This window comes from Formosa sp. A9 (assembly GCF_051200825.1).
GTDB lineage: Bacteria > Bacteroidota > Bacteroidia > Flavobacteriales > Flavobacteriaceae > Formosa.
The window spans coordinates 2,539,697-2,561,316 of the sequence record NZ_CP195158.1; the positions used below are offsets into that span (position 1 = coordinate 2,539,697).

A 21,620-nucleotide genomic window follows, 5' to 3' on the forward strand; every position below is an offset into this window, starting at 1 on the left:
TGAGATTGTTAGTATTGCAGCTTGTTCTTTCAGATAAAAAAGTCAATACGCTATCATAATACAACACATATTTTCAACATACTAATTCATAAAAAAAATCCGCTAAACAGCGGATTTTTTTATTCTAGAATTGTGCTATAAGAGCCCTTATTTCTTTGGAATGTGCTTTAAAATTTCCAAAACAAATGTCCAATATTTTTGAGCCGATGAAATACTGGCACGTTCATCTGGAGAGTGCGCACCTTTTATCGTCGGGCCAAAACTAATCATTTCCATATCTTGATAATTAGATCCTAAAATACCACATTCTAAACCAGCATGACAAGCCGCTACATGAGCTTTTTCGCCATTTAAACGCTCGTATGTTTCGTCTAACACTTTTAAAATAGACGATTCCATATTTGGTGTCCATCCTGGGTAATCGCCTTTAAATTCTACTTCGCAACCTGTTAATTCGAAAGTTGCACGTAAGGTATTTGCTAAATCCCATTTAGAACTATCTACCGAAGATCGTGTTAAACATCCTACTTTAATTTTACCATCCTTTAAAATCACACGTGCAATGTTATTAGAAGTTTCCACCAGTTCTGGAATATCTGCACTCATTCTGTACACGCCATTATGTGCCGCATATAAAGCACGAGTAAACCCTTCCTGAACCCCTAGATCCATAATAAATTTTGGAGTTTCCACAGCTTCAATCAGCACCTTTAAATCTGGCTCCATGGTTTTTAGTTCGGCTTTAATAATTTCGGCTTGTTGATTCATTTCAAACTCGAAAGCAGCTTTATGCACCGCATCAATAGCTACAATAGCCATACTTTCTCTAGGTATGGCATTTCGTAAACTACCACCATCGATTTCTGAAATGCGTAAACCAAAATTCTCGAAACCATCGAAAAGTAAACGGTTTAAAATCTTATTGGCATTGCCTAGACCTTCGTGAATTTGCATCCCCGAATGTCCACCTTGTAAGCCTTTAACTGTAATTTTATAGCCTATTTTAAACTCTGGCGTTTCTTCTTGATTATACGATCTTGTTGCTGTAACATCTACACCACCAGCACAACCTACACCAATTTCATCATCTTCTTCGGTATCTAGATTTAAAAGAATATCACCTTTTAAAAGTCCACCTTTTAAACCTTGAGCACCCGTCATTCCAGTTTCTTCATCAATCGTAAATAACGCCTCAAGTTCTGGATGCGCAATGCTATCGCTTTCTAAAATAGCCATAATGGTTGCCACTCCCAAACCATTGTCGGCTCCTAAAGTGGTACCTTTTGCGCGTACCCAATCGCCATCTACATACATGTCTATACCTTGGGTTTCGAAATCGAAAACAGTATCGTTATTTTTTTGGTGTACCATATCTAAATGCGACTGCATTACAATGGCTTTTCTGTCTTCCATACCTGCTGTGGCTGGCTTGCGAATAATAACATTTCCAACCTCATCAACTATCGTTTCAAGTCCTAACGAGGTTCCGAAATCTTTCATAAAAGCTATTACTTGAGCTTCTTTTTTAGATGCCCTTGGCACGGCATTTAAATCGGCAAATTTATTCCAAAGCGCATTGGGTTCTAATGCTCGTATTTCTGAATTCATAATATCGTTTTAAAATGTTATACAAAGGTAGGTATTCGCAGCAACCTATTACAAACATTTACCTATTTTTGAGGTATGCTTAAAAACCCAAAAACATATTTAGCCTTAGCGTTATTGCCCCTGTATGGCATTGTAAAATTTTTATCGGGGTATCCAGAAATTGTAGAGCGTGTATATAGTAACGGCATATACCCATATATTTCGAAAGGATTTCGATTTACCTTAGGATGGATGCCTTTTTCGTTTGGTGATTTTATTTACGCGTTTGGCATCATATACATTTTACATTGGTTATTTGCCAACAGAAAACGTATTATTACTGATACTATAAATTGGATTGTAGATGTTTTGGCGGCTACCACCGTAATTTATTTTGCTTTTCACTTGTTTTGGGGTATGAATTATTACCGTTTACCATTACACAGCAATTTAGGTTTAGAAGCCGATTACACCACCGAACAATTGGTTAAGGTAACCACCTTATTAACCAACAAAACCAATGCACTGCAATTTAAACTTACACAAAACGATACGTTAAAAGTAAACATACCTTTAACGAAACGTGAAATCTTTAAAATTTCGGAAAATGGGTATCGCAATTTAAAAGCACAATTCCCACATTTAGATTACAGCCCAAAAAGCATTAAAATGTCGTTATTTAGTGTGCCTTTAACTTATATGGGATTTAGCGGCTACCTTAACCCTTTAACCAACGAAGCACAGGTAGATTACTTAATTCCAACTTATAAATTTCCAACTACAACGGCTCACGAAATGGCACATCAGTTAGGTTATGCCGCCGAAAATGAAGCTAACTTTATAGGATGCCTTGCCACTATTAACAACGATAATTTACACATTAAATATTCGGGGTATTCGTTTGGTCTTCGCCACTGTTTAAACGAAATTTACCATAGAGATCCTAATTTGTACGAAGATATGGTTGCTAAAGTGAATATAGGAGTTTTAAAAAACTATGAAGAAACCCGCCTGTTTTGGGAACAATACACCAACCCTTTAGAGCCAATTTTTAAACTGACTTACAGTTCGTATTTAGAAGCCAACAACCAACAAGGCGGCATGGAAAGTTACAGTTATGTAGTCGCCTTACTAGTAAATTATTTTCAGGAGTTTGATATTTAGTCGCGTGGCAACCCTAATTAATTTTACACTATTTTTGCAGCATGGAAAAACACATTAGCAGCATTCAGAATCCGTTAATAAAGCATATTTTTCAATTAAAAGAAAAATCGCGCGAACGCAAAAAATCGGAAACGTTTGTTATTGAAGGGCAACGCGAAATTAGTTTAGCCATTAAAGGCGCTTACACCATAAACACACTGTTATATTGCCCCGATTTTGTTAATTTAGAAACCGTTACTAAACTACTACTTCCACACACACAGCTTATAAACATCTCGAAAGACATATATCAAAAACTGGCTTATAGAGAAACTACCGAAGGTGTTCTAGCGATTGCCAAACACAAAACTAGCGTACTATCCGATTTGAAGTTTAGCACTCCAAATCCGTTAATTTTAATTGCTGAAGCTCCTGAAAAACCAGGAAACATTGGTGCCTTATTAAGAACTGCCGATGCCGCTAATGTAGATGCTTTTATTATAGCCAACCCAAAAACCGATTTATACAACCCGAATATTATCCGCTCTAGCGTAGGGTGTGTATTTACCAATCAGGTTGCTACGGGAAGTACTTCGGAGATTATTTCATTTTTAAAATCGAAAAACATTAACATTTTCTGTGCAGCGCTTCAAGCTTCTAAACCGTATTACACCCAAAATTACACCAAAGCTTCTGCCTTGGTTGTAGGCACCGAAGCTACTGGTTTAAGCAACGATTGGCTGGACGAAGCAACACAAAACATCATCATCCCAATGCAAGGCGAAATCGACTCTATGAACGTGTCTGTAGCCGCTGGCATATTAGTTTTCGAAGCAAAACGCCAAAGACAATTTGCCTAATTTTCAAGCAATTTAATATCATGACAGCAACCACGCTTTTTTATATCATTATCGCCATTCTTATTATCGATTTTATTATCGACAAAATTCTTGATGCCCTAAATGCCAAACATTATAATGACGCGTTGCCTTTAGACCTTCAAGATGTTTACGACGACAAAGAATACAAAACATCGCAACGTTATAAAAAAACCAATTATAAATTCGGGATTATAACCTCTACATTCTCCATACTATTAACCCTTGCTTTTTTATGGTTTAACGGTTTTGAACATGTTGATACTTTTGCCAGAAGCTTTAGTAGCAACCCCATAATTATTGCTTTATTGTTTTTTGGCGTGATTATGATTGGCAGCGATATTATTACCACACCCTTTGCCTACTATCAAACTTTTGTAATCGAAGAACAATTTGGGTTTAACAAAACCACAAAATCCACATTTTTTTTAGACAAGTTAAAAGGTTGGCTCATGATGGGCGTTATTGGCGGTGGCCTTTTAGCTTTAATTATTTTGTTTTACGATTTTACAGGAAACCAATTTTGGATGTACGCCTGGGCGCTTATTGCTGTGTTTAGCATTTTTATGAATATGTTCTACGCAAAACTTATTGTACCACTTTTTAACAAACAAACTCCTTTGGGCGACGGTAGCTTACGAGACAAAATTTCAGCATACGCCCAGCAAGTCGGTTTTCAATTAGACAATATTTTTGTTATCGATGGTTCGAAACGAAGCACCAAAGCCAACGCCTATTTTTCTGGATTTGGAAGTGAGAAACGCGTAACACTTTACGATACGTTAGTAAACGATTTAAATGAAGAAGAAATCGTAGCTGTTTTAGCGCACGAAGTTGGGCATTACAAAAAGAAACACATTATTTTCAATCTGGTAACGTCTATTTTATTAACAGGTTTAACGCTTTTTATTCTGTCTTTATTCATTTCGGAACCCGTGCTATCTCAAGCCATTGGTGTTAGCACGCCTAGTTTTCATGCTGGTTTAATCGCTTTCGGATTATTGTATAGTCCTATAAGTGAAATCACTGGACTAATTATGAATATATTTTCCAGAAAGTTTGAATATCAAGCCGATGACTATGCCAAAAACACCTATAATGCAACTGACTTAATAAGTTCGTTAAAAAAACTATCTAAGCACAGTTTAAGTAATTTAACACCGCACCCAGCGTATGTATTCATGCATTATTCGCACCCGACATTATTTAGTAGAATACAGAATTTAAAACGTCCTTAAAATTACAGTAAAGGCGACCAAAGTCTTGCTAGTTTTTCGGTAAGTTCGTGATACCAAGAACGTTGTTTCCAGCGCTCTAAATCAATTTCATCGGCATCTTTTAAATCGTTATAAAAGGCATCCTTTAATTTTTGGTTTACCTCTTTATCATAAACAATCGCATTAACTTCAAAATTCAAATCGAAACTTCGTAAATCCATATTCGCCGATCCAACAATAGCAATTTCGCTATCTATAGCCATCGTTTTAGCGTGCACAAAACCTTTCGTGTAGCGATATATAGCTACTCCAGAGCTCATAAGAGCCTCGTAATACGAACTTGCTGCCGCATTTACCAGTTTAGAATCGGATGTACGCGGCACTAACAATTTTACCTTTACACCACTTAAAGCAGCAATACACAAAGCATCCATTATGCTTTCGTTAGGCACAAAATACGGTGTGGTTATTAATATTTCGTGTTCTGCCAAACTTATAGCTTGCAATAACGAATATAAAATCGTTGGTGTTTTAGAATCTGGGCCACTGGCGGCTATTTGTACTGCTATATTGCTGTTGGTTTGAAAAGATTCTAATTCTGGAAAAAAATGTTCTGAAGGCTCTATATTACATTGTGCACAGAAGTTCCAATCGCATAAGAACATATATTGCAAATACCAAACCGCCGGCCCATGGATTTTTAAATGTGTATCGCGCCAATACGAAAAAGGTTCGGTATCGATAGTGTTAATGTATTTATCGCATACATTTATCCCTCCAACAAACCCGATACGGCCATCGATAACTATAATTTTACGGTGGTTGCGATAATTGATTCTGTTGGCTAAATATATCAGCTTAATTTTATAGAACGGATAGGCTTCTATTCCTGCTGCTCGCAAACGCTTTACCAAACTTTTTCGGATAGAACTGCTGCCGTAATCGTCGTACATAAATTTTACGGTTACACCTTCTTTTGCTTTTTGTATTAAAAGTGCTTCAATTTTTCGGCCTACAACATCGTCGGTAAAAATATAATATTCTAAATGTATATGATGTTTAGCTTCTGCGATAGCTTTGTAAACTTCGGGGAATTTAGATTCACCATTAATTAATAAATCAACTTCATTTTTATTGGTTAATGGGCTCGAAATTTCTTCAAACAACAAGCGTACCAACTTTTTATTCGATTCTAAAAGTTCGCCTTTATTTTTTATAATTTGTTTGGCATACTGTTGCAATTGAATGGCCAATTGCCGCTCGAACTTAATATCATTAAAAAGTTTTTTACTGTAGAGCTTTGTATTTCTGTAGTTTGTTCCAAAGAAAAAATAAATAATAATACCTAAAACAGGTACAAATATTACTAGTAATAAATACGACAGTGTTTTGGTTATATGGTTAGTATCGTAAATAACCCTTAAACACACCAATGCCACTATTGCGATATAAAAAATTTGCCAAAGCGAAGCCCAATCCATACGTTTAAATACTAAGGTGTTTATTTTTTTCTTCTATCCATCGTGCCATAAACTTAGTACTTTGCATACTATGGTGTTGCAACATGGCTCCTGTAAAGTTACTAAAACGATGCGTTTTTAAATTACATTTTACATCTTTTAAACGCGTTAAAAATTGATGTTGAAAATGCTCCTTATAAAATCTTGTGTTGTACACTATAACGCCTTGCTGTTGTGCAGTTTGCCACAGAGTTTTATTAGTATACAAAGCCACAGCCGCACTTACAAACTGCTCAAGATCATCTTCAATAATACCATTAGGATTTAAATCTCCAAACATGCCTTCGGCGGCGATAGTAGACATGGCGCAAGGCGTGCCGTTTTTCATGGCATCGACTAATTTACCTTTTAAACCCGCGCCAAAAACCAAGGGGGCTATACAGATTTTGGCTGTTTGCATTACGTCGTTAACATGGTCTGCAAAACCTTTAATTAAAAATCCGTCTTTAGGTTGGTGCAATTGATTGACTTTTTGCGAAGCGTACGCCCCATAAACATGCAACTCGGCTTTAGGCAACGCTTTACGAATTGAGGGCCAAATGCTATGCTTTAAATATAATACTGTCTGATAATTAGGCTCGTGTAAAAAATTACCAATAGTTACAAAGTGTTGTCGATCATCAAAACCCGGAAGCTTATTTACAGCTGTTTCAGACAGTTTTTCTAACATAAAAGGCAAATACAACAATAGGTTTTCTGGCACTTTAAAATCTTGTTTTAAAACGGCCATTTCGGCTTCCGAAATGATAAGGCTAATATCGCATCTGTAAATGCTGGCAATTTCGCGTTTAGCAATATCGCTAAACAAAAATGCGTTCGAAAAAGCTTCACCTTTTTTATAAGCTTCTTGCCTGCCCTTACGTAAACAATGCAAATCTTCGGTATCTAAAACTCTTAAAGCTTGCGGACAATGTTCCACCACACGCCAACCAAACTGTTCTTCGGTCATAAACCTATCGAACACAACCACATCTGGCTGTAAGTCGTTTATAAAATCATCGAAACTAGAATCGTTTAAAACTATTTCCTTTTCGGCAACACCTAAATCTGTTAATTGAACCGCATTTGTATTTTTACCACTTGTACTGGCAAAAGTAATATTGAAATTGGCAGTTTTAAAGGCAGTAATAAGCTGCATCATGCGGCTTCCCGCTGCAGACGATTTTGGCTCGGGCCAAACAAAGCCAATAATTAAAACGTTTTGCATCATTTATTCTGGCTTTGCCATTAAACTGTATTTTATACGTAAATTTTGCGCCCACTCTTTAACAGATTCTATTTCGGCTTCCGATAATTTGGCTTCGGCATGTGCCCAGGTATACGACTCTAATGGCATGCTTTTATCTTCAACTACTTCTATTAACTCTTCAATTTTATGATCTTTTTTCTTAACCGAATAGCTATTCCATTTAGAGAGATTTAAGTGCTTTTTACCATTATCAATATGCTCGGCCATCCAAAAATTAACAGGCGTTATCTGGCTATACCACGGATATTCTGTGTTATCGCTATGGCAATCGTAACAACTCGTTTTTAGAATAGCCTGCACCTGTTCTGGCGGATTAGTATCTTCTAAAAATTCATTTATGGTAATACTGTTGCCTGTATTTTTTTCTGGTCTAAAAAATTGGGCAATAATAAAAACTATCAGCACCAACCAAAGGGCTTTCTTAATCAATTTCATTTTGTTACTTTTAAGTATTAAAAATAGAAAAATAAAGTGACTACCGAGCAATTGTATATCGAATTAAAAAACGTAGACCACTCTAGAGAGAAACGGTTGCAATATGCGCTTTTAATTTTAAATGAACCTGAATTAACCAGCAATTTACTGGATATTTTATTTATGGTAGATGATAAGCTATCGTGCAAGGCCGCTTGGGTTTTAGAATATACGTGTGGCAAAAACTTACAATTGTTAATCCCTTATTTAAATCGGTTTACAGAGCACATAACCCGTATACATCTGGATCCCGCAGTTAGGCCAGTTGCTAAAATCTGCGAATATTTAGCATTGGCATATACCGATAAAACCGACACATGCTTAAAAAATGCTTTAACACAAACACATAAAGACCGTATTATAGAAACCTGTTTTGATTATTTAATAAACGACGAAAAAGTTGCTCCTAAAGCCTATAGCATGAATACCCTGTTTTTATTGGGTAAAGAAACCGATTGGGTGTACTCAGAATTACGCAATATTTTAGAGCGCGATTTCGAAAAAGAAAGTGCCGCCTTTAAAGCCCGTGCCAGACACATTTTAAAAAAATTGAAAAAGGTATAATGCTACTTTTAAAATTTTGTTTCAGATTACCTATAATTCTTAAACTTCTAGCAGTCTTCTTCGGTCTAAAACCTTTATCTTTGCGTTTTTAAAACAACACTACACATGTCATTAACACCCCTTAATGCGATATCGCCTATAGATGGTCGCTACGGAAGTAAAACCAAAGCTTTATCGGCTTATTTTTCGGAAGAAGCTCTAATTAAATACAGAATACAAGTAGAAATTGAATACTTTATAGCCCTTTGCGAGGTACCTTTAGAGCAACTAAAAGATTTTGATAAAAGTAACTTTGAAGCCTTAAGAGCTATATACAAAACGTTTTCGACCGAAGATGCCGAAGCTATTAAAGACATAGAAAAAGTTACCAACCACGATGTTAAAGCGGTTGAGTATTTTATTAAGGAAAAATTCGACGCTTTAAATATTTCAAAATATAAAGAATTTATCCATTTTGGTTTAACGTCTCAAGACATTAACAATACCGCTATACCATTAAGCATTAAAGAAGCTCTTAACGAGGTATATTTACCAGAATTTAATGCGGTTTTAGAAAAACTTAAAGACTTAGCTGTAGAGTGGTCCGACGTGTCTATGCTGGCAAGAACTCATGGTCAGCCAGCCTCCCCAACCCGATTGGGTAAAGAAATAGAGGTATTTGTAGTACGTTTACACCAGCAGTTAAACACATTGGAAGAGATTCCGCATGCTGCAAAATTTGGTGGCGCGACAGGTAATTTTAATGCTCATAATTTAGCTTTTAATCATATCGATTGGAAAGTGTTTGGCCGTACATTTGTTCAAGATGTTTTAGGTTTACACCACTCCTTCCCTACAACCCAAATAGAACATTACGACCACATGGCGGCTTTGTTCGACAACTTAAAGCGAATTAATACCATATTAATAGATTTAGATCGCGATATTTGGACTTATGTGTCTATGGATTATTTTAAACAAAAAATTAAAGCTGGAGAAGTTGGAAGCTCGGCCATGCCACATAAAGTAAACCCTATCGATTTTGAAAACAGCGAAGGTAATTTAGGAATTGCTAACGCCATTTTCGAGCATTTATCTGCTAAACTCCCTATTTCCAGATTACAACGCGATTTAACAGACAGTACGGTTTTAAGAAACGTTGGTGTACCATTTGGCCATACCGTTATCGGATTTCAATCGACTTTAAAAGGACTTAATAAATTATTATTGAACAAAGAAAAGTTTGAACAAGATTTAGAAAACAACTGGGCCGTTGTTGCCGAAGCTATTCAAACCATTTTAAGACGCGAAGGTTACCCTAACCCATACGAAGCTTTAAAAGGTTTAACTCGTACCAACGAAAAAATTAACCAATTGTCTATTTCGAATTTTATTGATACTTTAGAGGTGTCGGACAGCATTAAAACAGAACTGAAAGCCATTACACCAGCCAATTACACTGGTATTTAAAACATAAAAACATGATTTCGGACAAAACATCCTTTTATTTAACAGTAGTTGTTTCATTTGGATTTACAATCTCAGGACTACTTAAAATACTAGATAATTTTGTTGTTGTAACCTTGTTAATGCTAGGCTTTATAATTATAGTAGCCAATTTATTTACACACGATAAAATACATCACGAAGACTACGAAAAACCTACACCAGAAATGGAAGATTTTGATGTCTTTTAAAATAGTATAATCATATAAAAAATCCGCTAGAAAATATATTTAGCGGATTTTTTTATGACCTATTCTTCTTCATTTATTGCGCGTTTCAAGATAGGTTCTGGCAAACTTTTTTTGGCTTTAGCGCCCATTACTTTTAATTTTTCTACGCTCTTAATTAAATTCCCTCGCCCTTCAACCAATTTATTCATGGCCAAACCGTAATCTTTTTTAGCATCGTCTAATTTTTTGCCTACACCGGTAAGATCTTTTAACAACCCTTCAAATTTATCGTATAAAGCACCCGCCTGTGTTGCAATTTCCAAAGCATTACGTTGTTGCTTTTCGTTTTTCCACATGGTATCTATAGTCCGTAAGGTTGCCAATAAAGTAGCAGGAGTAACAATCACTATATCTTTTTCGAAAGCGCGATTATACAACGAATTGTCTTCATTTATAGCCACTGCAAACGCAGGTTCTATAGGTATAAAAAGCAAGACAAAATCTGGAGATTCCATCTGATATAAATCCTGATAATTCTTTGCCGACAATTCATCTACATGACGGCGAATGGAATGAATATGAGCCTTTAAAAAGTGCGCACGTTCAGCTTCTTCTGCGTTTACAAAACGTTCGTAATCTACTAAAGACACCTTAGAATCTATAATCATACGTTTATTATCGGGCAAATACAAAACAACATCAGGAAGCACGCGAGATCCATCTTCGCGCGTAAAATGTTGCTGTATAACATACTCTCTGTTTTTCTCCAATCCCGACTTTTCTAAAACACGCTCTAAAACCAACTCGCCCCAATTCCCTTGCATTTTAGTATCGCCTTTTAAAGCACGGGTTAAATTAGTGGCTTCTTTAGTCATTTGCACATTTAAATCTTTTAAGCCCAACAATTGCTCCTTTAAAGCCGAATGCATGCTAATACTTTCTTTTTGCGAATCTTCAACCCGCTTTTCGAAACCTTGAATTTTCTCGTGTAAAGGCGATAAAATATGCTTTAAATTTTCTTTATTTTGAAGTGTAAATTTCTCCGATTTCTCTTCTAAAATCCGATTCGCCAACAACTCAAAATCTTTTCGCAACTGCTCCTGTTGCTGTACAAATGTTTTATCGCGTTGTATATTTTGGTCTTGTAAATTTTGATACTCAGTAGATTTTTTAGCGAAGGCATCACTTAAAAATTCTTTTTCGCGTCTGATAGAATCACGATCGGCTTCAATTTTTAAGATCTGCTTTTGAAGGCCTTCTAATTGCTGATTAAACATGGTATTTTGTTTTTCATTTTCAGCATTAGTGTAGGTTTTAAATGTGTTGTACTGCTGTGTTAATTGCAGGTTGCGCTCTTCTAATCGGCTTAGTGTGGCTTTACTTTTTAATTTTGAAAACACAACACCCAAAACAAGACCGATTCCTGCTGAAGACACAATACTTAGTATTAAAATAATGGTTTCGTTCATGATTTTATAATGACAATGAGTAAAAATTTACGGTAATTATGGCTACAAAAGGTACGTTTTATTTTTTAACTCTAAACGTTCCCGTAACCGCATCGAACTGAATTAAATCGTCTGGAAATAACTGACCAAAAACATTTTGAGAAATTAAATTGCAGGGTGTATCCATTACTACTTGTCCTGGAGTCATTACAATCATTTTATCGCATAACTGAATGGCCAAATCTATTTCGTGCGATGAAAACAAAATGGTTTTCCCTGTTTCCTTTGTAAGTTTTTGTAATAATTTTAAAATATACGCTTTATGATACATGTCGAGATGCGTTGTAGGCTCATCTAAAATAATAAGATCCGTATCTTGAGCCAGCGCCCTAGAAATCATTACTTTTTGCAACTGACCATCGCTAAGTTCGAAGCATTTTTTATGCTTTAAGGCTTCAATATGTGTTAAACGCAACGCTTCGTTTACACGCTTAATATCGTTTTTAGACAGCGTTCCAATCCAGTTCGTGTAAGGATGCCTTCCAAGGGCAACCAATTCTAAAACCGACAAATTTTTTGAGGCCAGTTTTTCTGTAAAAACCAAGCTTAAAACCTGTGCCAGCTCTAACGGATTATATTTTTTAAGATCCTTATTCCGAATTAAAACGTTTCCGTCCAAAGGCTCTTGAGTGCGCGTAAGCGTCCGTAATAACGTAGATTTCCCAATACCGTTCGCACCTACCAACCCTATTAATTCTCCTGTATTTAAGGCTATATTTACATGAGAAGCAATAGGTGCTACTTCGTGTTTAGAACGATACCCAATTGAAAGATTTTCGGTTTTTAAAACAATATGTTTGGTAGTCTCTGCCATATTAAAATACCATATTTCTTTTACGCACTAAAAGCCAAATAACTATAGGAGCTCCCACTAAAGATGTTATGGCATTTATAGGCAAGGTATAATCACTGTTAGGAATCTGCGCAATGGTATCGCAAATAAGCATGATTATGGCACCAAAAATAATAACCGCTGGTAACAAAACTCTGTGGTTAGACGTATTAAACACCAAACGTGTAACATGAGGAATAGCCAGACCTACAAATGCAATTGGTCCAGCAAAAGCTGTAATAGAACCCGCTAAAATACTAGTTGCCAAAATGATAACTAAGCGACTTCTTTTTATACGCAAGCCAAGACTTTTTGCATAATTTTCACCTAAAAGTAACGTGTTTAATGTTTTAACAGAACTCAAACTCATAAATAAACCTATAGTGTACAAAACTGCTAGAATAAGAACTTCCTGCCACGATAGATTGCCTAAACTCCCAAAGCCCCAAAATATATACCGCTGTAATTGTTGAGCAGAACTAAAATATGAAAGCACACCAACTATTGCACCTGTTATGCTAGCAAACATTAAACCAATTATTAAAATAGCCATGGTGTCTCTTACTCTAGACGATACTATTAATACGGCAAGCAACACTAAAAAACTACCTAAACTAGCGGCTATTACAACACTCCATTTAGACGTTAAATATCCAGCAAAAACACCACCCAATATACCTGAGCCTAGAATTATTAAAGCGACTCCTAAACTCGCCCCCGAGCTTATACCCAACACAAAAGGCCCTGCTAAAGGATTCCGAAATAAGGTTTGCATTAACAAGCCCGAAACACCTAAACCCGAACCTACCAAAATAGCAGTAATGGCTTTAGGCAAGCGGTAATTTAAAACAATATATTGCCAAGATGCGTTTGTAGATTGCCCCAAGAGACTATCTAAAACATCGCTTACAGGAATTGCCACCGAACCTAAACTGATGTTCATTAACACACAACAAAACATGAGTACGCATAAAATAGCGAAAGCAGTATAATATGTTTTTGAATTTGGCAATTACTTTAATGGTTTAAAAAAGAAAGGTTGATACTCTGGCAGCAATTCTGGGTGACTAATTTTTATTAAATCTTTTAATACTAAATCGGGTCTACTTAATCCCAATTCGTAATACAGTACACCCCCTGTTGCTCCTTGCGTATTGGCAATGGTAAATATGTGCTTTTGTTTAAAAGCCTCGAACTTCGCATAGTGAGCATTAGCGGCTTTTAAATCGGAATAACTCCCGAAGTATGATGGATTCAACCAAATATCTGCATTTTGAGCTTTGGTAAATACCGATTCGAAATTAAGGGCCAAACTACCTGCTCCTGTACTGTTTTTCCAAAGATAATTAACATTTGCATCGCTTAACAACTCCGCTTCCGAACTTGTACCAGAAGGCAAATACCAAACATCTTTATGCATGGCTCCGCTTAACACAGTAGGTTGTTCTGTAACGGTAGCTGCAATAGCTTTCGCATTTAGATAATTCGTTTCAATAGTATTAAAAACCGTATCGGCTTCGGCTTCTTTTCCAAACAAAGCACCAAACAACTTTATCCATTCGGCCTTCGCTAAAGGCGACTCCTCTATCCAATCGCCATTATAAATTACAGGAATATTAGCTTTACTAACTGTTTCTAAAGTACGATTGTTACCATCAATACCAAAAGCGACAACTACATTGGGGTTAAGCGACAATAGCACCTCGGTATTTATACCTTCATTTTTTCCCAATTCTTTTACAAACCCCGAATCTATACGCGCTCTTATAAGTTCTGATGACACATAATCTGTGCCCGGAAAACCAATAAGTTTATCCGATGCTTCCAACAAATCTAAAGCAGGTAAATGTGTAGTAGATGTTACAACGATATTAGTTACAGGAACCGTTATAATGCCGTTAAACTCTGTTTGTTTTACATTTACTTTTACCGGGCTATTTTTGTCTACCAAAGCAAATTTAAAACTCTGATCAGATTCGGGCCAAGGACTAAATATTTCTAAAACTTTATACCCTGTATAATTGGTTACACTAAAGCCTTTAGCATACTTTAAGGGTGTTGCAGCAACTGCTTTATGGGTTTCAGGTATTGTAGATTTCGATTGTTTTTTACAACCAAATAAAACAAGAGCACACGCTATAAACAGATACTTCAATGTAGAAATTTTGATTCCGAACATCCTTATTTATTTTATTATTCAATACTGATTTTCAATATATAAACATCAACTACAACAACAATTTGTAGCCTTTGTTTTACTAAAAACTGCTTCAAATGTAAGCATATAAATAACAGTCAAATTAAAAAGATTTCATTTTTTTTGGTTTTCAGTTGTCTCAACTACGTTCTTAATCTTAAAAAATAAAAATTGAAATTTGTAATTTGGTTTTAGCAAAAAGACTTAGTTTTGCACAGCATTTTGGTTCCTATCCCAATGGATGGATTAAAAGGGAATTGAGTGAAAATCTCAAGCTGTTCCCGCAACTGTAATCTTAGTTCTGCTTTGCAGAATGCTTGTTATTATACTTCTAAAACACCACTGATTTTTTATAATTGGGAAGGTAAATAGCAAGACGAGAGTCAGGAGACCTGCCTAATGTAAATATCAAAATATTTGACTTTCGGGTAAAAGGTCTATAGCGTATGAGAACAAACATTTTTATATTTTTCTTAATTGTAATAGGCAAGCATTGTTCGGCTCAAGAACAAGCACAGTCTACTATTGAAACCCTTAACGAGGTTTTAATTACCGCCGATACACAATTACAAACCTTTAGCGACTCGCAATCTGTTTTGGTTTTATCGGACAGTATAATAGCTATTAATGCACCGTCTTTAACGTCTCTATTAAATTACAACTCGCCAATTTATTTTAAAGAAAATGGTTTAGGCATGGTTTCGTCGCCTTCGTTTCGCGGAACTACAGCCCAACAAACTGCAGTGGTTTGGAACGGCATAAACATAAACTCCCAACTGAATGGACAAACCGACTTTAACACGGTAAACACCACTAATTTTAATAACATTACCATTAAAAGTGGTGGCGGCAGCGTTATTTATGGCAGCGGAGCTATTGGCGGCAGTATTCATCTTAACAATAATTTTGATTACACAGAAGGATTTCAAAACACACTTCAATCGCGTTACGGTAGCTTCAATACTTTACAATTGCTTTATAAAAGCAATGTTTCAGTAAAAAACCTGAGCGCCAATATACAAGTCACCAGAAACAGTTCGGATAACGATTATGATTATATAGATTCTGATAATTTTAATAGAAACGGACAATTTTACAACACGAGCCTTAGCGCGAACATCAGCTACAAATTAAACAGAAAAAACATTTTAAAGTTTTACAGTTATGCCTTCGATGGCGATCGTCATTTCTCATTGATTTTCCCTTCGGAAACAGCCACCAAATATCACGATTTCAATACTAGAAATCTTATAGAATGGGATGGCTTTTACTCTAAATTCGTTTCTAAACTGAAGTTAGCCTACCTTACCGAAGATTACAAATATTACGATAACTTAAACACCAACGCTTATAGTTTTGGAAAAGTAAATACTCTGGTTGCAAAATACGATCTAACCTACACCCCTACAGATAACATTACTTTAAACTCGATTATAGACGGCACCCAAAACAAAGGAACGGGATCGAGTATTGATAAAGAAACCCGGCAAATTGCTAGCTTCAACCTACTTTTTAAACACGCATTGCATAAAAAGTTCACTTACGAGCTAGGCTTTCGTCAAGAAATCACCAACAACTATAACAGTCCGTTTTTATATAGCTTCGGGTTTCAATATCAAGTAGCAACACCGTATACTGTAACGCTAAACGGTTCTAAAAACTTCAGAATACCAACATTTAACGATTTGTATTGGGAAGGTAGTGGCAACCCCAATTTAAAACCCGAAACGGCTTACCAGATAGAAATTGGCAATCACTTAAACATCAAAAATTTCGCTATTACAGCAACAGTCTTTTACAACGACATTAAAGATATGATTAGATGGCTACCAAACGGAGCACTTTGGCAGCCCGTTAATACAGATCATGTAAAAACTTACGGACTAGAAAGTAGTTTACAATATGTAAAAGCCTTAAAACACCATCAATTTACTGTTAACAGTACTTACGCTTATACCATTTCTAAAAACCAAGAATTAGATACGCAACTCATTTATGTTCCAAAACATAAAGCTACCGCCAGTCTGGGATATGCTTTTAAAAACATATCGGCCTATTACCAGTGGTTATTTGTAAGCGATGTTTATACAACTACCGATAATTCGCAACAATATGTATTGGACGGTTATCAAGTATCTAATTTAGGACTGAATTACACTTTTAACGACAATTTTACCCTAGGCGGAACAATTAATAATCTTTTTAACGAAAATTATCAAAGTGTCTCTAACCGATACATGCCAGGACAAAATTACGCAATGCATATAACTATAACTTTTTAAATATTTAATTATGAAACAAATAAACAAACTTGTATTACTTGCACTAGCAAGCACCGCTATTATAACCTCTTGTAGTAGCGACGACGACAATAACGGCACACCAGACGTACCTAAAGGCACCTACGATAACGGCTATTTTATATTAAACGAAGGTAATAGCAACCCTGCTACTGCCAGTATTGCTTTTGTAGACCAAGAAGGTGTATTGTCTCAAGATATTTTCAGAACAGAAAATCCGGATGCTCCAGAAACAGGAAGTTATTTACAAAGCATGTTTTTTAGCGATACCCATGCGTTTATAATCTCTGGACAAGCCAATCAAGTTACTGTTGTAGATCGTTACACATTCGAATACATTACAACTATTGATAGTGACCTTGCATCGCCAAGATATGGTGCTGTTGCTAACGGAAAAGCATACGTTACCAACTCTAACGGTTGGGAAGCAGGAGGAGCAGACGACTTTGTAACTGTAATTAACTTAACAGATTATTCGACCTCGACATTTCCTATGGAAAATGCCGAAGGTGTTACAGAAGAAGATGGTTTCGTATATTTCTCTAACGGATATTACGGTTCTGGACATAGCATTACCGCTTTAAATAGTAATAACAACGAAACAGAAGTTATTGATTTAGGAGAAGGAAACTCTCCAAACTCTCTAGAGGAAGAAGACGGTTATTTATATGTTTTAACACAGAATTTCGAAGACACTTCAAAAATCTTTAAAATAGATTTATCATCAAACAGCATTAGCATGCAAATTACATTACCAGAAGACTTATCGGCTGCTAAGCAATTAAATGTAGAAGATGATGTTATTTATTTTACCAATAATACTTCGGTTTTTAAAGTAAACACCTCTGGAGATGAAGATTCTTTTGATAAAGTTTTAGAGTACACCTCTAATTCGGAGTGGGGCGCCATGTATGGTTTTGCCGTAGAAGACGATAAGATTTATATTGCAGATGGTGGCGATTTTGCTTCAAACGCGCCAACTTACGAATATAATTTATCTGGTACGCAACTAACAAGTTATTCGGCTGGAATTGGCCCTAACAGTTTCTATTTTAACGATTAATTAAACATCTTTAAACTAAAAAAGCTGATCAAAATAATTATTTTGATCAGCTTTTTTTTTATCTAATATAAAACCTTTTGTTCTTAAGCAACAAATAGTGGTCGTTCAGCCATAAGTGCATTTACTTTAGTGGCAACACCTTCTAAAACGGCTTCGTCTTCAAGATTTGTAATTACTTCATCTACCAAATCCACAATAGTTTGCATATCTGCTTCTTTTAAACCTCTAGTTGTAATAGCGGCAGCACCAATACGAATACCAGAAGTTACAAATGGCGATTTATCGTCAAACGGCACCATGTTTTTATTTACTGTAATATCTGCTTTTACTAAGGCCTCTTCTGCCTGTTTCCCAGACACCTCTTTATTTCTTAAATCAATAAGCATCATGTGGTTGTCTGTACCACCAGAAATAATATTGTATCCTTTAGCTACAAAAGCCGCCGCCATAGCTGCCGCGTTTTTCTTTACTTGCAGCATGTAATTTAAATACTCATCGGTTAAAGCTTCACCAAATGCAATCGCTTTAGCAGCTATAATATGCTCTAAAGGCCCACCTTGGTTTCCTGGAAAAACAGATGAATCGAATAAAGAAGACATTTTTCTTAAGCTACCATTTTTTAATTTCAATCCAAACGGATTGTCAAAATCCTCGCCCATCATAATCATTCCGCCTCTTGGTCCTCTTAAAGTTTTATGGGTCGTAGTAGTTACTACGTGACAATGCGGAATCGGATCGTTTAAAATACCCTTAGCAATTAAACCTGCTGGGTGCGAAATATCAGCCATTAAAATCGCATTTACACTGTCTGCGATTTCACGGAAACGTTTAAAATCTATATCTCTTGAGTAAGCAGAAGCTCCAGCTATGATTAGTCTAGGTTGTTCTTTTGTAGCGATCTCTTGTATTTTATCGTAGTTTAATACGCCCGTTTCCTGCTCTACCCCGTAAAATACTGGGTTGTATAATTTACCAGAGAAATTTACTGGCGACCCGTGGGTTAAATGTCCACCATGAGATAAATCGAAACCTAAAATTTTATCGCCTGGTTTTAAACAAGCTGCAAAAACTGCTGTATTGGCTTGACTTCCCGAGTGCGGTTGTACGTTTACATAAGCAGCTCCAAAAAGTGCTTTAGCACGATCAATTGCAATTTGCTCTACCTCATCAACCACTTCACAGCCACCGTAATAGCGCTTACCAGGATACCCTTCGGCATATTTGTTTGTTAATACAGAACCAGCAGCTTCCATCACTTGGTCGCTTACAAAGTTTTCCGAAGCAATAAGTTCTAAACCATGTAATTGGCGTTGTTTTTCGGCTTCAATTAATTCAAAAATTTGTTCGTCGCGTTGCATAATTGTAATTATCGTTAAAAATTCCTCAAAAATAATAAATAGATTAGTTAAATACATCAAAAAACATATATTTGAATAGAATTTATTAAACAATTAATTAACAAAAACGTTATGCAGATATCCGCTAACAATCCCGATAGAAAAACCTGGCTCCACGTCGATAAAAACTCCGATTTCCCTATACAAAACATCCCTTTTGGTGTCTTTTTAACCAGAGACGATATTATTACCATAGGAACGCGTATTGGAGATACTGCTATAGACCTTGGCGCTTTGCATCAGTTGGGATATTTTGACGACATTCCTTTAACCGATGATATTTTTCTTCAAGACACTTTGAACGACTTTATTGCTGATGGAAGAAAAACCTGGCGTGCCGTTAGAAATAAAATTGCAGATATTTTTGATGATGAAAACGATTCATTAAAAAATAATAAACAACATAAAGAAATAGTCTTGTTTCGTTTAGATGAAATTGAAATGCAATTGCCTGTTGAAATTGGCGATTACACCGATTTTTATTCGAGCATAGAACACGCTACCAATGTAGGGACTATGTTTAGAGACCCAGACAATGCCTTAATGCCAAACTGGTTACACATTCCGGTGGGGTATCATGGTAGAAGCTCCTCTATAATTCCGTCTGGAATTCCAATACACAGACCGCAAGGCCAAACGTTACCAGAAGGCGCCACAGAACCTGTTTTTGGGCCTTCTAAATTAGTTGATTTTGAACTTGAAATGGCTTTTATTACTACCGATGCCAACGATTTAGGAGAACCTATTCCTGTTGATGAAGCCGAAGAATATATTTTTGGATTGGTATTATTTAACGATTGGAGTGCACGAGACATCCAAAAATGGGAATACGTACCACTAGGGCCATTCCTTGCTAAAAGTTTCGCTTCTTCGATGTCGCCTTGGATTGTTACCTTAGATGCTTTAGAACCTTACCGAGTGCAAGGGCCAAAACCCATAAAAAAGCAAATGTCTTACTTACAAAGCAAGGGCAAAAAAAGTTTCGATATCAATTTAGAAGTCGCTATACAGCCTAAAAAAGCTAAAGAAACTATTGTATCGCGTTCTAATTTTAAATACATGTACTGGAACATGTCGCAACAATTAGCGCACCATACTATTAATGGTTGTCCGGTTAATTCAGGTGATTTAATGGGTAGCGGTACCATATCTGGACCAACGCCAGATTCGTATGGGTCGATGCTGGAATTAACCTGGAAAGGTACAAAACCATTGCAAATGAAAGACGGTAGCGAACGTAAATTCATAAACGATTACGACACCGTTATCATGCGTGGGTATTGCGAAAACGATGGTACACGCATTGGGTTTGGCGAGGTAAAAACACAACTTCTTCCTGTATTTAATCCTAAAAAAAAGTAATAGTTTTCGAGAAATTCTCGAAACCAATCTCATGGTAACAACCAACTGATACCCCCGCCAAAAGAGGCGGTGTAAAAGTTGAATTTTCGTCAATCTGAATTTATTTCAGATGCTCATTATAATTGATTTTCTATATAATGAGATTCTGTGTCAAGCACAGAATGACGCAATGTTGAACTTTTTACACAGCCTCTTTTGCACTTAAAAACTAGCCAGGTCTAACCTATTAATATCGCTATGCGAAGCATGAGCTACCGTAACACCATCTTTAATAATCAACAATTGCGGCGATTCGTGATGCACTTTAAAGACAGCCGCTACAGTATTCGATATATCCCGATATTGCAATAAATCCAGAAAATACAAATCTACATTGGTATCTAAATCGTAAGCCTTCTCAAAACCGCGCAGCACCATACTACTAATACCGCAACGGGTGGAATGTTTAAAAATAACCTGTGCCTTATTGTACGAATCCGATTTAATTTGCTGTAACTGTTCGGTTTCCACTAAAGGAATCCACGGCAATGCTTTTTCATTTTTTAACGTATTGTTAGTAAACAACTTATCAAAAATTCCCATAATATTTATTAATTTTAAGAACCTACTCAAAAAGACGAAATGTCATGTTTTTAATCACCAAAAACTGCCAAATTGTCTTTTAAATTGAATTG

19 protein-coding genes and 1 riboswitch are annotated in these 21,620 nt (G+C 36.1%); of the genes, 9 read left to right on the forward strand and 10 right to left on the reverse strand.

The annotated features are described in order from the left end of the window. Positions 1–147: 147 nt before the first annotated feature. The gene (locus ACR9EA_RS11225; RefSeq protein WP_435132931.1) at positions 148–1,608 is read right to left on the reverse strand and encodes an aminoacyl-histidine dipeptidase; all 1,461 of its coding nucleotides are present in this window, start codon (positions 1,606–1,608) and stop codon (positions 148–150) included. 75 nt (positions 1,609–1,683) lie between these two features. Here ACR9EA_RS11225 and ACR9EA_RS11230 point away from each other — a divergent pair, with 75 nt between their 5' ends. Genes ACR9EA_RS11230 through ACR9EA_RS11240 form a run of 3 tightly spaced genes read left to right on the forward strand, consistent with a single transcriptional unit; the run spans position 1,684 to position 4,846 of the window. Beyond that, positions 1,684–2,751, forward strand: a complete 1,068-nt coding sequence (locus ACR9EA_RS11230; protein WP_435132933.1) for a DUF3810 domain-containing protein — start codon at positions 1,684–1,686, stop codon at positions 2,749–2,751. 41 nt (positions 2,752–2,792) lie between these two features. After that, positions 2,793–3,590 (forward strand): TrmH family RNA methyltransferase, encoded by a 798-nt coding sequence (locus ACR9EA_RS11235; RefSeq protein WP_435132936.1) that lies wholly within the window; start codon positions 2,793–2,795, stop codon positions 3,588–3,590. 20 nt (positions 3,591–3,610) lie between these two features. Beyond that, the gene (locus tag ACR9EA_RS11240) at positions 3,611–4,846 is read left to right on the forward strand and encodes a M48 family metallopeptidase (protein ID WP_435132939.1); all 1,236 of its coding nucleotides are present in this window, start codon (positions 3,611–3,613) and stop codon (positions 4,844–4,846) included. A gap of 2 nt (positions 4,847–4,848) precedes the next feature. Here the strand turns inward: ACR9EA_RS11240 and cls are convergent, their stop codons facing one another. The 3 genes from cls to ACR9EA_RS11255 are packed head-to-tail and all read right to left on the reverse strand — an operon-like array spanning position 4,849 to position 8,029. Then, entirely contained in the window at positions 4,849–6,306 is a 1,458-nt protein-coding gene (gene cls, locus ACR9EA_RS11245; RefSeq protein ID WP_435132941.1) for a cardiolipin synthase, read from the reverse strand. A gap of 4 nt (positions 6,307–6,310) precedes the next feature. Continuing rightward, positions 6,311–7,555, reverse strand: coding sequence for a glycosyltransferase family 4 protein (locus tag ACR9EA_RS11250; RefSeq protein WP_435132944.1), 1,245 nt, complete (start codon positions 7,553–7,555; stop codon positions 6,311–6,313). Continuing rightward, positions 7,556–8,029, reverse strand: a complete 474-nt coding sequence (locus ACR9EA_RS11255; RefSeq protein WP_435132946.1) for a heme-binding domain-containing protein — start codon at positions 8,027–8,029, stop codon at positions 7,556–7,558. 36 nt (positions 8,030–8,065) lie between these two features. Here ACR9EA_RS11255 and ACR9EA_RS11260 point away from each other — a divergent pair, with 36 nt between their 5' ends. The 3 genes from ACR9EA_RS11260 (at position 8,066) to ACR9EA_RS11270 (ending at position 10,308) form a co-directional block, all read left to right on the forward strand. Continuing rightward, positions 8,066–8,632, forward strand: coding sequence for an adenylosuccinate lyase (locus ACR9EA_RS11260; protein ID WP_435132947.1), 567 nt, complete (start codon positions 8,066–8,068; stop codon positions 8,630–8,632). A gap of 105 nt (positions 8,633–8,737) precedes the next feature. Continuing rightward, entirely contained in the window at positions 8,738–10,081 is a 1,344-nt protein-coding gene (purB, locus tag ACR9EA_RS11265; RefSeq protein ID WP_435132950.1) for an adenylosuccinate lyase, read from the forward strand. An 11-nt stretch (positions 10,082–10,092) separates the two neighbouring features. Further along, positions 10,093–10,308: a hypothetical protein gene (locus tag ACR9EA_RS11270; protein ID WP_435132952.1), complete on the forward strand. Its 216-nt coding sequence runs from the start codon at positions 10,093–10,095 to the stop codon at positions 10,306–10,308. Positions 10,309–10,367: 59 nt separating this feature from the next. Here ACR9EA_RS11270 and rmuC read toward each other — a convergent pair whose 3' ends face one another. The 4 genes from rmuC to ACR9EA_RS11290 are packed head-to-tail and all read right to left on the reverse strand — an operon-like array spanning position 10,368 to position 14,806. Then, the gene (gene rmuC / locus ACR9EA_RS11275) at positions 10,368–11,756 is read right to left on the reverse strand and encodes a DNA recombination protein RmuC (RefSeq protein ID WP_435132955.1); all 1,389 of its coding nucleotides are present in this window, start codon (positions 11,754–11,756) and stop codon (positions 10,368–10,370) included. A 58-nt stretch (positions 11,757–11,814) separates the two neighbouring features. Then, the gene (locus tag ACR9EA_RS11280; RefSeq protein WP_435132958.1) at positions 11,815–12,609 is read right to left on the reverse strand and encodes an ABC transporter ATP-binding protein; all 795 of its coding nucleotides are present in this window, start codon (positions 12,607–12,609) and stop codon (positions 11,815–11,817) included. A 1-nt stretch (position 12,610) separates the two neighbouring features. After that, on the reverse strand, positions 12,611–13,639 hold the full coding sequence (locus tag ACR9EA_RS11285; protein WP_435132960.1) for a FecCD family ABC transporter permease: 1,029 nt from the start codon (positions 13,637–13,639) through the stop codon (positions 12,611–12,613). Next, the gene (locus ACR9EA_RS11290; protein ID WP_435132964.1) at positions 13,640–14,806 is read right to left on the reverse strand and encodes an ABC transporter substrate-binding protein; all 1,167 of its coding nucleotides are present in this window, start codon (positions 14,804–14,806) and stop codon (positions 13,640–13,642) included. A 224-nt stretch (positions 14,807–15,030) separates the two neighbouring features. Beyond that, a riboswitch (cobalamin riboswitch) is annotated at positions 15,031–15,238 on the forward strand. Positions 15,239–15,270: 32 nt separating this feature from the next. Between ACR9EA_RS11290 and ACR9EA_RS11295 the strand changes: the two genes are divergently transcribed. Together ACR9EA_RS11295 and ACR9EA_RS11300 are read left to right on the forward strand one after the other, a co-directional pair. Next, positions 15,271–17,106, forward strand: coding sequence for a TonB-dependent receptor plug domain-containing protein (locus ACR9EA_RS11295; protein ID WP_435132966.1), 1,836 nt, complete (start codon positions 15,271–15,273; stop codon positions 17,104–17,106). Positions 17,107–17,116: 10 nt separating this feature from the next. Further along, positions 17,117–18,187 carry a YncE family protein gene (locus tag ACR9EA_RS11300; protein WP_435132968.1) on the forward strand — a complete coding sequence of 357 codons (1,071 nt, stop codon included), beginning with the start codon at positions 17,117–17,119 and terminating at the stop codon, positions 18,185–18,187. An 83-nt stretch (positions 18,188–18,270) separates the two neighbouring features. Here ACR9EA_RS11300 and glyA read toward each other — a convergent pair whose 3' ends face one another. After that, positions 18,271–19,545: a serine hydroxymethyltransferase gene (gene glyA / locus ACR9EA_RS11305; protein WP_435132971.1), complete on the reverse strand. Its 1,275-nt coding sequence runs from the start codon at positions 19,543–19,545 to the stop codon at positions 18,271–18,273. A 111-nt stretch (positions 19,546–19,656) separates the two neighbouring features. Here glyA and fahA point away from each other — a divergent pair, with 111 nt between their 5' ends. Continuing rightward, a complete protein-coding gene (fahA, locus tag ACR9EA_RS11310; protein WP_435132974.1) occupies positions 19,657–20,946 on the forward strand; it encodes a fumarylacetoacetase in 1,290 nt (429 codons plus the stop codon). A 201-nt stretch (positions 20,947–21,147) separates the two neighbouring features. Here fahA and ytxJ read toward each other — a convergent pair whose 3' ends face one another. Next, positions 21,148–21,528: a bacillithiol system redox-active protein YtxJ gene (gene ytxJ, locus ACR9EA_RS11315; protein ID WP_435132977.1), complete on the reverse strand. Its 381-nt coding sequence runs from the start codon at positions 21,526–21,528 to the stop codon at positions 21,148–21,150. Positions 21,529–21,620 lie beyond the last annotated feature (92 nt).